The organism is Corynebacterium sp. HMSC055G02, from assembly GCF_001809065.1.
GTDB lineage: Bacteria > Actinomycetota > Actinomycetes > Mycobacteriales > Mycobacteriaceae > Corynebacterium > Corynebacterium jeikeium_D.
The window spans coordinates 15,533-30,081 of the sequence record NZ_KV795644.1; the positions used below are offsets into that span (position 1 = coordinate 15,533).

14 protein-coding genes are annotated in these 14,549 nt (G+C 59.6%); 8 read left to right on the top strand and 6 right to left on the bottom strand.

Annotation, left to right across the window (positions count from 1 at the left end):
- Positions 1-9: 9 nt before the first annotated feature.
- On the bottom strand, positions 10-381 hold the full coding sequence (locus HMPREF2547_RS10730) for a DUF5318 family protein (RefSeq protein ID WP_224433683.1): 372 nt from the start codon (positions 379-381) through the stop codon (positions 10-12).
- A 272-nt stretch (positions 382-653) separates the two neighbouring features.
- On the opposite strand from HMPREF2547_RS10730, the gene HMPREF2547_RS04145 reads away from it, so the two are divergent.
- The 4 genes from HMPREF2547_RS04145 (at position 654) to HMPREF2547_RS04160 (ending at position 4,303) form a co-directional block, all read left to right on the top strand.
- Positions 654-1,739 (top strand): inositol-3-phosphate synthase, encoded by a 1,086-nt coding sequence (locus HMPREF2547_RS04145; RefSeq protein ID WP_070429058.1) that lies wholly within the window; start codon positions 654-656, stop codon positions 1,737-1,739.
- Positions 1,740-2,260: 521 nt separating this feature from the next.
- On the top strand, positions 2,261-2,752 hold the full coding sequence (locus tag HMPREF2547_RS04150; RefSeq protein ID WP_016421708.1) for a MarR family winged helix-turn-helix transcriptional regulator: 492 nt from the start codon (positions 2,261-2,263) through the stop codon (positions 2,750-2,752).
- A 158-nt stretch (positions 2,753-2,910) separates the two neighbouring features.
- A complete protein-coding gene (locus tag HMPREF2547_RS04155; protein ID WP_069358890.1) occupies positions 2,911-3,843 on the top strand; it encodes a universal stress protein in 933 nt (310 codons plus the stop codon).
- Positions 3,844-3,889: 46 nt separating this feature from the next.
- A complete protein-coding gene (locus tag HMPREF2547_RS04160) occupies positions 3,890-4,303 on the top strand; it encodes a hypothetical protein (protein ID WP_070439181.1) in 414 nt (137 codons plus the stop codon).
- Positions 4,304-4,457: 154 nt separating this feature from the next.
- Here the strand turns inward: HMPREF2547_RS04160 and leuS are convergent, their stop codons facing one another.
- Positions 4,458-7,376, bottom strand: coding sequence for a leucine--tRNA ligase (leuS, locus tag HMPREF2547_RS04165; protein WP_070604817.1), 2,919 nt, complete (start codon positions 7,374-7,376; stop codon positions 4,458-4,460).
- Positions 7,377-7,436: 60 nt separating this feature from the next.
- Between leuS and HMPREF2547_RS04170 the strand changes: the two genes are divergently transcribed.
- From HMPREF2547_RS04170 to HMPREF2547_RS10965, 4 genes are all read left to right on the top strand, one after another.
- Positions 7,437-8,048, top strand: a complete 612-nt coding sequence (locus HMPREF2547_RS04170) for an SdpI family protein (RefSeq protein ID WP_070604821.1) — start codon at positions 7,437-7,439, stop codon at positions 8,046-8,048.
- A gap of 71 nt (positions 8,049-8,119) precedes the next feature.
- Positions 8,120-9,103, top strand: coding sequence for a bile acid:sodium symporter family protein (locus tag HMPREF2547_RS04175; RefSeq protein ID WP_016421713.1), 984 nt, complete (start codon positions 8,120-8,122; stop codon positions 9,101-9,103).
- A 108-nt stretch (positions 9,104-9,211) separates the two neighbouring features.
- Complete coding sequence (locus HMPREF2547_RS04180; protein ID WP_070604825.1) at positions 9,212-10,342, top strand: DUF695 domain-containing protein; 1,131 nt, start codon at positions 9,212-9,214, stop codon at positions 10,340-10,342.
- Between the two features lie 14 nt (positions 10,343-10,356).
- Complete coding sequence (locus tag HMPREF2547_RS10965) at positions 10,357-11,271, top strand: hypothetical protein (RefSeq protein ID WP_053087271.1); 915 nt, start codon at positions 10,357-10,359, stop codon at positions 11,269-11,271.
- 51 nt (positions 11,272-11,322) lie between these two features.
- Here HMPREF2547_RS10965 and HMPREF2547_RS04190 read toward each other — a convergent pair whose 3' ends face one another.
- Genes HMPREF2547_RS04190 through HMPREF2547_RS04205 form a run of 4 tightly spaced genes read right to left on the bottom strand, consistent with a single transcriptional unit; the run spans position 11,323 to position 14,530 of the window.
- Positions 11,323-11,673 (bottom strand): branched-chain amino acid transporter permease, encoded by a 351-nt coding sequence (locus tag HMPREF2547_RS04190; RefSeq protein WP_016421723.1) that lies wholly within the window; start codon positions 11,671-11,673, stop codon positions 11,323-11,325.
- Positions 11,670-12,446 (bottom strand): AzlC family ABC transporter permease, encoded by a 777-nt coding sequence (locus tag HMPREF2547_RS04195; RefSeq protein WP_070604827.1) that lies wholly within the window; start codon positions 12,444-12,446, stop codon positions 11,670-11,672. Before HMPREF2547_RS04195 ends, HMPREF2547_RS04190 begins: the two co-directional genes overlap by 4 nt.
- A complete protein-coding gene (locus HMPREF2547_RS04200) occupies positions 12,447-13,088 on the bottom strand; it encodes a YqgE/AlgH family protein (protein WP_038627070.1) in 642 nt (213 codons plus the stop codon). It abuts the gene before it with no gap.
- A complete protein-coding gene (locus HMPREF2547_RS04205) occupies positions 13,088-14,530 on the bottom strand; it encodes a CCA tRNA nucleotidyltransferase (protein WP_070604831.1) in 1,443 nt (480 codons plus the stop codon). Before HMPREF2547_RS04205 ends, HMPREF2547_RS04200 begins: the two co-directional genes overlap by 1 nt.
- Positions 14,531-14,549 lie beyond the last annotated feature (19 nt).

The following is a 14,549-nucleotide window of genomic DNA, read 5'->3' on the forward strand; positions in this document are numbered from 1 at the left end:
GTGCTCTCCCTAGTTTTCTGACTCTTCTCGAGCTGCCTGAAGTGTCCGGGTCAGGAAACTCCACTTGCAGTCGGGGCACACCTCAACTTCTTTGACGGTGCACGAACCATATTCATTAACTATTGCGGATAATTCGTTTTCAGTACAAGCAGAGCCGGAACGACGGCCCAAGTTTTCTCCGAACACCCAGAATACGAGTCGGAGGTCGAATTTGCGACATACTGGGCACTCTTCCTGGGGCTTTCTGCCGTGAAAACGCGCGGCAGCGACCAGCCGAGCATCGGCATCACAGAGTGATTTCCGTGAAATCTCCCCTGCACGCCACTGCTCCAATAACTGCTTCTTGAGCAAGGAGTGATCGATCTCGCCCTGCCATGTCATCACGAAGACAGATTAGCAGGCGCGTGCGGGCTGATTTCACCCCCGCTTTATCGGTAAACACATGCCCCCTCACGGTTCGGGCATCGGCAAAAAACGCATAAAGGTATAACGTCACGCTCGTTACTTCAATGCGTGCACCCACTCACGGCCGCACCGCTGGCGTAAGGCCCTGGCGCGGGGTCCTGATGCTTGGTCCTGATGCGGGTTCCCGGTGTGAGTTCCCGGCGCGAGGTCAAAGCCTCCGAGCACATAGTTTCAAGGAGAATTACCAAATGAGTTCAATTCGCGTCGCTATCGTCGGCGTCGGCAACTGCGCCTCCTCCCTGGTGCAGGGTGTCGAGTTCTACCGCGATGCAAAGCCCGATGAGACCATTCCTGGCCTCATGCACGTCGTCTTCGGCGACTACCACGTCTCCGATGTCGAGTTCGTCGCAGCTTTCGATGTTGACGACAAGAAGGTCGGCAAGGACCTCTCCGAGGCCATTGTTTCCTCCGAGAACTGCACCATCAAGATCGCCGATGTCCCGACTCTCGGCGTTGAGGTTCAGCGGGGCCCGACCCTGGACGGCGTTGGCAAGTACTACGCGGACACCATCGACGAATCCCCAGCTGAACCGGTCGACGTTGTTCAGGCGCTGCAGGATGCCAAGGTCGATGTCCTGGTCTCCTACCTGCCAGTTGGTTCCGAGCAGGCCGACAAGTTCTACGCACAGTGCGCCATTGACGCTGGTGTAGCCTTCGTCAATGCCCTGCCGGTCTTCATCGCTTCCGACCCGGAGTGGGCCAAGAAGTTCGAAGACGCAGGCGTTCCGATCGTCGGCGACGACATCAAGAGCCAGGTCGGCGCAACCATCACCCACCGCGTCATGGCCAAGCTATTTGAGGACCGCGGTGTTCGCCTCGAGCGCACCCTGCAGCTCAACGTCGGCGGCAACATGGACTTCAAGAACATGCTCGAGCGCGACCGCCTCGAGTCCAAGAAGATCTCCAAGACCCAGGCCGTCACCTCCAATCTCACCGGTCCGCTGGCCGGCAAGATCGACGACCGCAACGTCCACATCGGCCCGTCGGACTGGGTGGACTGGCTGGATGACCGCAAGTGGGCCTACGTCCGACTCGAGGGCAAGGCCTTCGGCGAGGTGCCGCTGAACCTTGAGTACAAGCTCGAGGTCTGGGACTCCCCGAACTCCGCTGGCATCATCATCGATGCTGTTCGCGCTGCCAAGATCGCCAAGGATCGCGGCATCGGCGGCCCGGTCTACGCCGCTTCTTCCTACCTGATGAAGTCCCCGCCGAAGCAGCTTGCCGACGATGTTGCGCGAGCACAGCTCGAAGCATTCATCAAGGGCGAAGACTAAAAGGTACAAGCACTCAAAAGTACAAGCGAGCAGCTCCGAGAGCATGTGCCTTGAAAAGTGCCAGCCGGTTACCCATGCGGTAGCCGCTGGCGCTTTTGTGCTTCTCTCTCCCCTATCCTCCCCGCGTCTCTTCCACGCCTTCTCGCCCTACTCGCTGCTGCGCCCATCTCGTCCCCGCCATGGATGCGTGCGCTGCAGTCGTCGTAAAGCTGACAGCAATACACCCGCGAGGATGAATCTGCGAGACATATCACAAGCCAAAAGCATTCGCGAAAGTAGCCGTATGGCTACCTCCAACCCAACGTTCTAAGTACAGAAGAAGTGACACTTTAGGGGGTTTCTGCCAGCACCGAAAAACCTTATACGCAGATAGGTTTAATGTTTTGTACTGGGGTTTTAGATGTTTGGTGGAAAATTCCTGGTGATTTCATCGCCGAAATCACCAGTTGTAGAAAAATAAATAGCACCCCAAATAAATTTCGTATTGGCAACTAGCACTGTTCGCATATAACATCGTCGCTATGACATTATCTTCGGGCTCGATTGGCAATCCTGATGCCGTTACTCCTCTGTCGCTCGCTAAGCGCATTCGCCCTCTCCTGACTCGCGCTGAGCTGCTCTACAGCCGCCGCTCCTCGGAGTCCCAGCTCAGCCGCGCGCAGCTGTCCATCATGATGACCCTGGAGGCACTGGGCGCCTGCCGTATCAGCCAGTTGGCTGAGGCCGAGGCCATCCGCATGCCCACCGCCTCCAACGCCGTGCACCACTTGGAGGTCGCCGGCATGGTGGAGCGCGTCCGCGACAGCAAAGACCGTCGTGGCGTCCGCGTTGAACTGACCGACCGTGGCCGTGAAGAGCTGCACCGTGTTTCTGAAGAGCGCAATCAGCAGATGGCGGAGATGTTCAGCACGCTGACCCAGGAAGAGCTGGAATTTGGTGCTGGTCTTGAGACGATTCTGTCCAAGATCCTCGAAAACTACCCGGAGCACCCAAAGACAAACCCAAGCGTCTAGTCTCTTTTCCAGCTAGCCCTGCCCGCTTTAAGCCCACAGGCAGGATACATAGCTTTTACACGTCCTCGGTGCCGTTTTAAATATGCCCGCCTATCCACGTAGGCTATTACCCAGAAGCACCACTTGGATATTTCTGAGTAATCACAGGAGGATTAGCGATGGCTTCCCGCCCGCTTCGTATCATGATTGCGTGGCGTCCAGGCGAGTACGGCACCGAAACGCTTGCTTACGCCGCTTGGTTAGCTCGCACCACGAAGGTGCAGATTCGCGTTGTCAGCGCACTGTCGCGCGGCTGGCCGCTGACCTCACTGGCTCGGTTGAGCACCAATGACTCCTGGGTTTCCCACGAAACCGAGTCTCTTGAAAAAATCATCAAGGATGAGCTTAAGCTCGCTGGCCTGCGCAAGGGCATGCTTGACGACGATGCCGTACGGATCATCGAATCCTCCAGCGAATCCACAACTATCTGCAACGAAGCCGAAGAATTCGAAGCCGATGTGGTTTTGCTTGGCACCCGCCGAAGCAATACCAAGGACTGGACCGCCAAGAACCGCAGTCGCTTTACTGCGGGATCAACCTCTGATGCGCTGCTGCATTACTCGCCAATCCCGCTGGGATTGGCGATCCCCGGCGCGAAGCTTTCTAAGCACGGTGTGACCCGTGTCAGCATTTGCTACATTGACACCCCACAGTCGCACCACGCATTGAATAAGGCTGCTGACCTGGCATATCGCTGGGAAGTTCCCCTGCGTTTGGTCTCGTTTACGCCGCGTGGTGCGACCATGTACCCGACGGAGAACGGCTACGGCCCCTCCTCTGACCTGATGATTGAGTGGCGCGAGCAGGCTATGGGCCTGCTCGACCGCGGTATGGACCGCGCGCATACCCGTTACCCAGACCTTTCCATTGATGCGGAAGTAGCCTCCGGCAACGGTTGGGAAGAGGCCATTCAGTCCATCAAGTGGAAAAAGGGAGACTTGCTCGTTTTGGGTTCGTCTACTCTTGGCCCATTCGGGCGAATTTTCATCGGCTCGTCGACTAACCACATCGTTCGCCACAGCCCGGTGCCAATGCTGATTACTCCGGCCTAGTATGGCAGGCACATCAGACGGCATTTAGAGGCGAGGGGAGCAGAAGGTGGATAATTCATCGGAACGCAGTACACCAGGGCGCAATGAGGATGAAATCTTCGACGAGCTTGAGCGCAAGATGTATTCCGGCAAGCGCGCCTACATCTACACCGCGGGTGTGATTCTTACGACGCTGCTCGCGGGCCTCATTATTGGCATCGCCGGCGCCATTGTCGGTGGCCCCACCTGTGATGCGGGTAAGTCCAGCTTCCTCTGCTCCCGCACTTGGGAGATCCTTTTCCCCGTTGTCCCGGGCGTAATCTCCCTGGTCGGCTGCCTTTTGGGCTTTTGGCAGACCTACGTGGAGTGGAAAAACTTCCGCAACTGGCGCGCGTGGCTCGCTATGTGCTGGGTGCTCATGCCCTTCACTTTGATGTGGATGCTCTCCACATTCGGCGTCCTGATTCTGGGCGTTAAGTAGGGGTAAGAGGCGGCCAGCCTCGGAGCCACCCCTTGAGGCTTTTGCGAGAAAGTCTCAAGCGAGAAAGTGTCTGGGTTTATGTCAAATTTGAGCCGATTTTAGGCTTCAAACTGACATAAACCCAGACACTTTCTTGTAGGCATTAGCCTCCCGGCTACTTCTTCACAACCAGGTTGACCATCTTGCCCGGAACGACAATGACCTTCACGATATTGCCACCGGCGTTCTCCACAGCTGCGACAACCTTTTCGTCGGCACGCGCGACGGCCTCGATGTCCTCGCGGGAAGCATCGGTAGCCACGTCAATGCGAGCGCGAACCTTGCCGTTAATCTGAACTGGCAGCTCAACGGTGTCGTCGACCAGCCACTTCTCGTCAACTGCCGGCCACGGGCCGTGTGCCAGGGACTCGGTGTGGCCGAGGCGGCTCCACAGTTCCTCCGCGATATGCGGCGCGACCGGACCAAGCATGAGGGCCAGCGGCTCCACGGCGGCGCGCGGTGCACCGGCCGAACCGTAGGTCTTAGTCAGGTAGTTGACGTACTCAATGAGCTTTGCGACGGCCGTGTTGTCACGCAGCTCTGCGTAGTCAGAGGTAACCCCTTCCACGGTGCGGTTGAGGGCCTTGAGGTCGTCGTCGGAAAGCGCTGCGTCCGTGACGGCGAGCTCACCGGAGTCCTCATTGACCACCAGGCGCCAAGCGCGCTGGAGGAAGCGCTGCGAGCCGACCAGATCCTTCGTCGCCCACGGGCGGGAGGTGTCCAGCGGACCCATGGCCATCTCGTAGACGCGCAGGGTGTCAGCGCCGTAGTTGTCGCAGACCTCGTCGGGGGAGACGGCGTTCTTCAGGGACTTGCCCATCTTGCCGTACTCCTGGAAAACTTCCAGGTCAGAGCCGTCTTCGGCGCCGCCTGGGATGAGGAACTTACCATCGCGCTCAACAACCTGATCCGCCGGCTGGTAGACACCACGGGCATCGGTGTAGGCGTAGGCCTGGATGTAGCCCTGGTTGAACAGACGGCGGTACGGCTCCTTGGAGGTCACGTAGCCGAGGTCGAAGAGGACCTTGTGCCAGAAGCGGGAGTAGAGCAGGTGCAGCACTGCGTGCTCGACGCCACCGACGTAGAGGTCGACGCCGCCTGGGTCGTCCTTACCGTGAGTCTCCGGGCGAGGGCCGGTCCAGTAGCGCTCGTTTTCCAGGTCAACGAACTCCTCAGCGTTGTTCGGGTCGATGTAGCGCAGCTGGTACCAGGAGGAACCTGCCCAGTTCGGCATGACATTGGTGTCACGGCGGTACTTCTTCTTGCCATCGCCGAGATCGAGCTCGACATTGACCCAGTCAGTGGCCTTGTCCAGTGGAGCCTTTGGCTCGGTGTCGGCGTCGTCCGGGTCGAAGGTGACCGGCTTGTAGTCCTCGACCTCTGGCAGCTCGACCGGAAGCATGGACTCGGGCAGCGCGTGGGCGTGACCGTCCTCGTCGTAGACGATGGGGAAGGGCTCGCCCCAGTAGCGCTGGCGGGCGAACAGCCAGTCGCGCAGCTTGTACTGGACCTTCTCGTGACCAGCACCTTCCTTCTCCAACCACTCAATGACGGTGGCGATGGCGGTGTCCTTGTCCAGGCCATTGATGTCCAGGCCGGAATCATTGGCGGAGTTCACGCACGTACCGTTACCGACGTACGCCTCCTTTGCAATGTCACCACCTGCGACGACCTCGCGGATTGGCAGACCGAAGGCAGTGGCGAACTCGTAGTCGCGCTCATCGTGGGCCGGGACAGCCATGATGGCACCGGTGCCGTAGCCAATCAGGACGTAGTCGGAAATGAATACCGGCACCTGCTCACCGCTCACCGGGTTGGTGGCGTAAGCGCCCAGGAAGACACCGGTCTTTTCCTTGTTCTCCTGGCGTTCCAGGTCGGACTTGGAGGCAATTGCGGCGCGGTAAGCGGCGACGGCCTCGGCTGGGGTTTCCTTGCCGAAGGTCCAGCGCTCATCCACGCCCTCGTAGGAACCGCTGCCGGCTTCAACCAGCTGATCCACCAGCTCGTGCTCAGGAGCGAGCACCATGTAAGAGGCTCCGAAGAGAGTGTCCGGACGAGTGGTGAAGACCCTGATCTTGGTGGAGACCTTCGGGCCGACCTCGGCTGTGAAGTCGACCTCGGCACCGCGGGAGCGGCCAATCCAGTTGCGCTGCATGGACTTGACCTTGTCCGGCCAGTCCAGCAACTCCAGGTCGTCGACCAGGCGGTCAGCGTATGCGGTGATGCGCATCATCCACTGGCCCAGCCGCTTGCGGAACACCGGGAAGTTACCGCGCTCCGAACGACCCTCGGCGGTCACTTCTTCGTTGGACAGCACAGTGCCGAGGCCCGGACACCAGTTGACCATCGAATTCGACTGGTAAACCAGACGGAATTCGTCGACTGCTTCGCGCTGCTCGGTCTCGCTGAGCTCAGCGTAGACGCGACCATCCTTGGTAGTCATCTCGCCCGACTCCAGCAGCGGAATCAGCTCATCGATGCGACGGGCCTTCTTCTGATCCTCATCGAACCAGGCGTTGTAAATCTGCAGGAAAATCCACTGCGTCCACTTGTAGTAGTCCTGGTCAGTGGTCGCGAAAACACGGCGGCGGTCATGGCCAAGTCCCAGGCGGCCCAGCTGGCGCTCCATGTTGGCGATATTCGCTTCCGTCGTCACGCGCGGGTGCGTACCGGTCTGGATTGCGAACTGCTCCGCCGGCAGACCGAAGGCGTCGTAGCCCAGGGTGTGCAACACGTTTGCGCCCTGCATGCGGTGGAAGCGCGCGAAGACATCGGTGGCGATGTATCCCAGCGGGTGGCCTACGTGCAGACCGACACCGGACGGGTACGGGAACATGTCCTGGACGAAAAGCTTGTCCTTCGGCGGAGTCGAGCCGTCGGCAGCTGCCAAATCGCCCACCGGGTTGGGGGCGTAGAAGGTGCCGTTATCTTTCCAATACGCCTGCCACTTTCCCTCTAGCTGAGTCGCCAGCTCGGGGGAGTAGCGGTAGTCGGTGGCTTCTGCCGAGGACGAGGGCTTTTCGCTGTTGGTCATGGTCTCACAGTCTAATAGGTGCGTTTGGCACGTGCTCAACCACCTATATAAATTGGAAGCATGATTGTCATCCCTGTAATTACCCTGGTTCTGGCTGTTTGCATAGCCGTTGTCGCTGGTTTGGCATGGTCGGCGAAGCTACCGGGTAATAACTGGATCGGAATTCGTGCGCCTGAGGCTCGAAAGTCCCAGGAAAACTGGGATATTACGCACCGCGTTGCCGGCCCACCGTGGGCTGTGTCCGCTGTCGCTTTCCTCGGCGCCGCCATGCTCGGCTTCCTCGCCATACGCCCGGAGGCCTCTGGTTGGATGTGGCTGTGGTACGCCGTCGCTCTGCTCGCCGGTATCGCCATGCTCGGCATTGGTGCGGCTATCGGCTCGCACACCATCGCGCTTTACGACGCCAAGGTCTCCGCCGAGTCCGGCTCCGGTTGTGGGTGCGGTGACGGTGACAGCGGCTGTGGCTGTGACTCCGCCGCCACTGATGCCGCCGACACTGCGACTGATGATGCCTGCTGCTCCGACAACCCGGCAGCAGACTGCGGTGTCTCCGGTGGCTGCAGCTCCTGTGGTCTGGAAGGACTGTGCACGGACAAGGGCTCATCCGCGAATGCCACTTTCAAGCCTGTGGACAAGGATGCGCTGCGCAAGGCAGCTGAGCAGAAGAAGTAAAAAATTATTGCAGAGAAAAGCTTCTGCAAAACAGTAAGACAACCTCTGGTTGCCCACTAAGCTATTTGTCCATGTGGCAACGAATTGTGAATTGGCGTCCAGATCCCCTCATCGTCGGTATCGTTGCTGCAGCGATACTGGCGATTATTTTTCCTGCAAGCGGCACTACCGCTGAGGTTTTCAGCTGGGCCACAAAGATCGCCATTGGCTTCTTGTTCTTCCTCTATGGCGCGCGCCTGAGCCCGCAGGATGCGTTGGCCGGTGTTAAGCATTGGCGGCTGCACATAACCATTCTGGCTTTCACATTCGTGCTGTTCCCAATCCTCGGCCTGCTGATGAAACCCCTGGATTGGATTCTTTCTCCTGGCCTCTACCTGGGCATTTTGTACATGACGCTGGCACCGTCGACGGTGCAGTCGAGTGTGAACTTCACCTCCATCGCCAAGGGCAATGTCGCCGGCGCAATCGTCAGTGCCTCGGCATCTAACCTGCTGGGCATTGTGGTCACACCGGTGCTGGTGATGCTGTTGATGGCCACCGGCGGCGGCATTCATGTGGATTCGTCGGTGTTCTTGGATATCTCGCTGCAGTTGCTGCTGCCATTCGCAATCGGCCAGCTCACTCGCCGTTGGACCCTGAAGTTTGCCGCCGCGAAGACGACTAAGAACGTTGACCGCCTATCTATCGCAATGGTCGTTTACGCGGCGTTCTCCGAGGGCATGGTGCAGGGCATCTGGTCGAAGGTGCCGGCAGGGGACATTGTCATCCTGTGTGTGCTTTCGGTCGTGCTGGTGGAATTCGTTTTGCGGTTGTCCGGATTCATCGCAAATAAGATGGGCTTCGACCGCAAGGACCGCATTGCGATTCAGTTCTGCGGTTCGAAGAAGTCCCTGGCCACCGGTCTGCCCATGGCTGCCGTTATCTTTGGTGCCGATGCCAGCCTCTACATTTTGCCGCTGATGATTTTCCACCAGATTCAGCTGATGATCTGTGCGGTCTACGCCGCTCGCTGGGGCAAGGAAGCAGAAGCTGAGCCGGAGCCACAACCCGCTTAACGCGGTCTAGCGCATGGACCCGAGGGGCGAATCCGGCTTGGCACATATACTGGGGCGCACAACATATGGTTCGGTTTTAAACGAGCAAACGAAAGTGTGAGATTCAGCATGGCTAACGAGAATCCGGCTCCGTTCTCCCCGGAACAGCGCGCCGCAGAAGAGACCGCAATCAACGAGTTCTGGTCGTGGTGGAACTCTTTTGGCGCCGATGCGCTCGACTCGATGTTTAGTGTCCAGCTCGGTATCGATGGTGCTCCGAATGCCGCCGATGTGGACATTATTGATGTCCAGAAGGAGGTCGGCGGCCGCATCGCCGCTATTAATGACCGGCTCATCTGGGGGTTTGAGGCTGGCGCTCCGTATTCTCGCCACCTTCTGACTGTTAGCGCTGCCGGCGATCCGGAGCTGCGTCCGGTCGCTCGCCGTTGGCTGGAGGCCGCGCCTGACGACGGCGCGGTGTGGTCTTTCACCGACCTCCGTCAGGCGGATCCGGCGATGAAGCTGTCGCTGGGGGATGTCGCGGCCACGTTGGTTGCACAGGGTGCGCTCGAGGCCGATGCTCCCGCCGAGGTCGATCCGGCAGACGCCCGCGTGGCTGTTAGCAGTGGTCATGGGGCAGTGGACGTTCGCCTATTCCACCCGCTGTTCCCGGCAATTGCTCAGTTGGAGGACGGTGAGCGCTTGGTAGCTCAGCTCGGTTTCACGCTGCTGCAGCTGGCGCTGGGGGAGGAGGACTTCGGCCTATGGCTACGCGGCTTTGCCTTCGCTGGCGAGGAACCGGAAGGTGCTATCCCGCTACCGGAGCTGGGCGATGTCGTCGAGAAGCTCGCGGAAGAGTGCCCCGAGTGGCTCACCATTGATGCCGAAGCCAACGGCCAGCCGCTCGTCGTCGCTACTCGTGCGCCGATTACGCAGCTGGTGAGCCCGACTATGACGCAGCATGTGCTGATTCAGCTCATGCTCGGCAATATTGACGACAAGGGCTTGCCGACGGACGAATCGAAGGAATCCCTCTCCGAGTTCAATACCGCTGCCGCTGAAGCCATCGCTGAGGACAAGGGTATTTTTGTCGCAACTGAGCAATCCGATGGCATGGCTCTGATGCACTTCTTTATTGACCCGGCATCTGATGCGGAGGCGGGTCTGCGAGCTGTTGCGGAGACGTGGGCCGAGGGAGAGCATGTCGTCGATACCGGTTACGATCCAGCTTGGCAGCGCGTCGGTCACCTGCGCGTGTAGATTGGTTTTTTGTTATGAACGCTCGTCATCGTCTTACTCCACGGCCTTCCCGCGCGATTCGCATGGGTCTTACCGGTGTCATCGCTGTCACCAGCCTTCCGCTGGCAGCTGGAAACGTCGCTGCGGCTCCGCAGCCAAAACTGACTCCGCAGGGCACTATTGATGCTCCGGGGCGAACCCAGATCAGCTTTACCCACACCCCAAGTGGCACGCACTACGGTACGGCGAACGAAAATGAGGCTCGTCCGGGGCTTTCGATTGTCAAGCTCTACATTGCGGACTACGTCTTCAAACATGGCACAGAGGCGGACAAGGCGAAGGCCACAGAGATGATTCGCTACTCCGATGACAATATCGCCAGTGAGCTCTATGGCCGTTACCCGGATTCCATCAACGCCACTGCGCGTGAGTACGGCCTCAGCAACACCCACGGTGCAGATCACTGGGGAAATTCAACAACGTCCAGCGCGGACACTGTGAAGTTCTTGGAGGCCAAGAAGCGTGAGAACTCTTCTGACCCGGTGCTGGTTGCTATGAGCACCGCGTCACCTGTGGCAGCGGATGGCTACCGTCAGGATTACGGCACCGCCACGCTGCCGGGTGTTATTGGCACAAAGTGGGGTTGGTCCGATGACCGCCAGAGCGTTCACGCCTCGGCATCCATTGGACCTGACTTCAGCGTCGCTGCTAACACCTACGGCACGAAGGAAACTCACACCAGTGATGTTCAGAATGCCTTCGACGGCACGCTGGGCACTCCATCGCTGCCTGGCCTGCCCGACAGCCCGAGCCTGCCGGACATCCCAGGCGTCCCGAACCTGCCCGAGAGCCCGAATCTCGGCGAACTACTGAATCTGCCGGAATCCCCGCAGCTGCCCCAGATTCCGGGACTACCGGACTTCACTGGTCAGGTACCGGCACAGTTCTAGCCACTGCCGCTAGCCACTGGTCCGCTGGCACCGTCCCACACACAGCGCACCTCACGCGACAAGGTTCACGAGGACCATATACAGCGCCGTGCCTACAAAAATCGAAATCACGGTGTTACGCCGCCACCAGTGCAGGCCAATGGTGACCACCAGTGCTACGGGCACGGCCCAGGCAGCGCCGGGGTCGCCACTCTCACCGCTGAGTCCTAGCCGCCCGAAGACGGTGTAGGCAACCAACGCCACCATGACTCCAACCGGCATGGTCGTGCCGAGGAACTCGAACAGGGGAGACCCCTTCAGAGTGCGCACGAACGCAAACGGCAGCGCACGCAGCGCAACTGTCACCGCTCCCATCGCAAAGAGCGCGGCAAGCACATAGCCGGAATCGGGCAACGCAGTCATGCTCGCTCTCCCTCCGTCGTACGCGGCTTGCTTGCCGACGTCATGCGCATCACCCGATCCACCCGCGGCGACCACACGCGCAACAGCAGCAGGCCGAAGTACATCAGCAGTCCGATAACCAGCATCTGGTTCGGGTTAATCAGCCAGCCCACCAGCGTGCAGACGATAGCGGACAGGGGCAGTGACCAATCCTTGGAAGTCTCAAACGCGTCCATGGCCAGCACCGTAAAGAGCGCCACCAGTGCGAACTCGGCACCGCGGATACCCTCGGGCAGTGCTGCGCCGGTTAGAGCCCCGACAATACCGGAGCCCACCCACAATAACTGGCAGAGAATCTGAATCGTCAGCAGGCGGCGGCCCGACATCTTTTCAGCCGGATTTGCCGCAGAGACGATGGCATACGACTCGTCGGTAAGCGCGTATGTGGAGTATGCGCGGCCGAGACGAGACTGTATCCGATCGCGGGGGAACGTCAGCCCGTAGAAGACGTGGCGGAAGTTGACCATAAACGAGGTCACGGCACAGCCGAGCAGACCCGTATGGGCCATAACCAGGCCGACAGCGAGGAACTCCATCGACCCCGCGTAGACCACGAAGGAGAAGATGGGTGCCCACCACCAACTTAAGCCAGTCTGTGCGATGAGTAGGCCGAATGCGAGCCCCAGCGGAATGAGACCCATGCCCACGGGCAGTGTCTGCCGAATGCCGGCAGCTATGTCGCTGCGGTCACTAGTTGCGGCACTGTTTCCTTCGGCATTGATGTGCTCACTCATCTAGTTGTCACGTACATCTACGGGGTAGGTGCCATACAGCGGCAGCGGCCAGGGCTGACGGCGCATGCAATCACCCCAGATGTCAGCGGCAGCAGGCGCGAGTACATCAGAGGGCAGGGCAGGGGCGACGTACCAATCACCGCGATCGAGCTCTTCTTCCAGCTGCCCCGGATCCCAGCCCGCGTAACCGGCGAAGATACGCGCGCCATCGATGCGGTCGCGTACATCCTCCGGCTCCGCGCCGAGGTTGACCAGCGCAAACCTATGGGCGATGCGTTCCATCAGCGGTGCACCGGTAATACTGTCGGTCTCCTCTGGGAGGGTAGCGCCATTTCGCACCACACCAATGCAGATTGGCTGCGTCTGGTTGACCGGACCCCCGACGTAGAGCACCGGCGGCTTAGTCATCAGTGACGCCCAGGGCTCGAGCACATTGTGCACAGGCGTCTGCGAACGCTGCGTGAGATCGACACCAAGGGTGCCGTGCTCATCGTGTTCAATGAGGAAAATCACCGAACGAGCGAATTCCGGCGAGAGCATGCCGGGTGCTGCGAGCAGCAGCATACCGGCAGCCGGGTCGTTGCGCTCGAGGCTGGTAAAAAGCCGGTCGCCATAGAGATTCTCCGGATTAATCGATGCCATTAGCTCTCACTTTCGCTTTCAGCCTGCTCACCGGACTGCTCGTACCACCATTTCTTCAGCGCCAAGATAGCATCTTCACGCTCCAGCGGACCGGACTCCAATCGCAGCTCTTTCAGGTAATTCCAGGCCTGTCCGACTTCCTTGCCAGGCTTCAGGTCCAGAATTTCCATGATTTCGTTGCCATCCAGATCGGGGCGGACGCGTGCGAGGTCCTCCTGCTCGGCGAGCTCCTTGATTCGCGCTTCCAGGCTGTCGCAGGCTCGTGCGAGGCGTGCTGCTTTACGACGGTTTCTCGTCGTACAGTCGGCCCGCACGATTTTGTTGAGTCGTTCCAACAAATCTCCGGCGTCGTTGACATAACGTCGCACCGCCGAGTCCGTCCACTTGCCTTCGCCATAGCCGTGGAAGCGCATGTGCAAGTAGACCAGCTGGGAGATTTCATGGCTAATTTTCTTCGGAAACTTCAACTTGCGCAGGCGGCGACGCACCAGCTTCGCACCGACGACCTCGTGCTGGTAGAAGGTGACATTGCCCTGCTCGTTGTAGGCGCGGGTAGCGGGCTTACCACAGTCGTGCAGCAGTGCCGCCCAGCGCAGCACGAGGTCCGGTTCACCGGGTTCTTCCTGATCAATAGCCTGCCGCATGACCTGCAGGGAGTGTTGATAGACATCCTTGTGCTGGCGGTGTTCATCCTGCGTCATGCGCATATCGGAAATCTCCGGCAGCACGCGGTCGGCCAACCCCGATTCCACCATCAGGTCGATACCACGGCTGGGATCTGCCCCCAGGATGAGCTTGTTCAGCTCAGTGGAGATGCGCTCAACCGTGATGCGGTCAATTTCGCTGGACATTTCCTTCAACGCCTTGAGTACGCGCGGCGCCACGTCGAACCCGAGCTGGGATGCGAAGCGGCAGGCACGCAGCATGCGCAGGGGATCATCGCCAAAGCTGACCTCCGGCGCCCCCGGGGTGTCCAAGACACCCGCGACAAGATCCTCGAAACCTCCGAGCGGGTCGAGGAAGGTGCGAGTGCCGTCGCCATGCAGTTCAACGGCGATGGCGTTACAGCGGAAGTCACGGCGGATTAGATCGCCTTCCAGCGTGTCGCCGAAAGTGACCTCCGGATTGCGACTGACCTGGTCGTACGTATCCGCACGGAACGTGGTGATCTCCACCTGACGGCCATGCCGCTCTGCGGACAGCGTGCCAAATTCAATGCCGGTATCCCAGACAATGTCCGCCCAGTCATCAAGAATCGCGCGCGTCACCTCCGGGCGTGCGTCGGTGGTGAAATCGAGATCCACGCCCAGTCGCCCTAAGAGAGCATCGCGCACAGAACCGCCCACAAGGTACAGACGGTGGCCAGCTGCACTAAACGCAGCTGCCAGCGAATCGAGAATCTCCGACTCCTTGGCAATCGCCTGATCCGCCACTGCCAGCATTGCCGTCCTGCGCACCTGT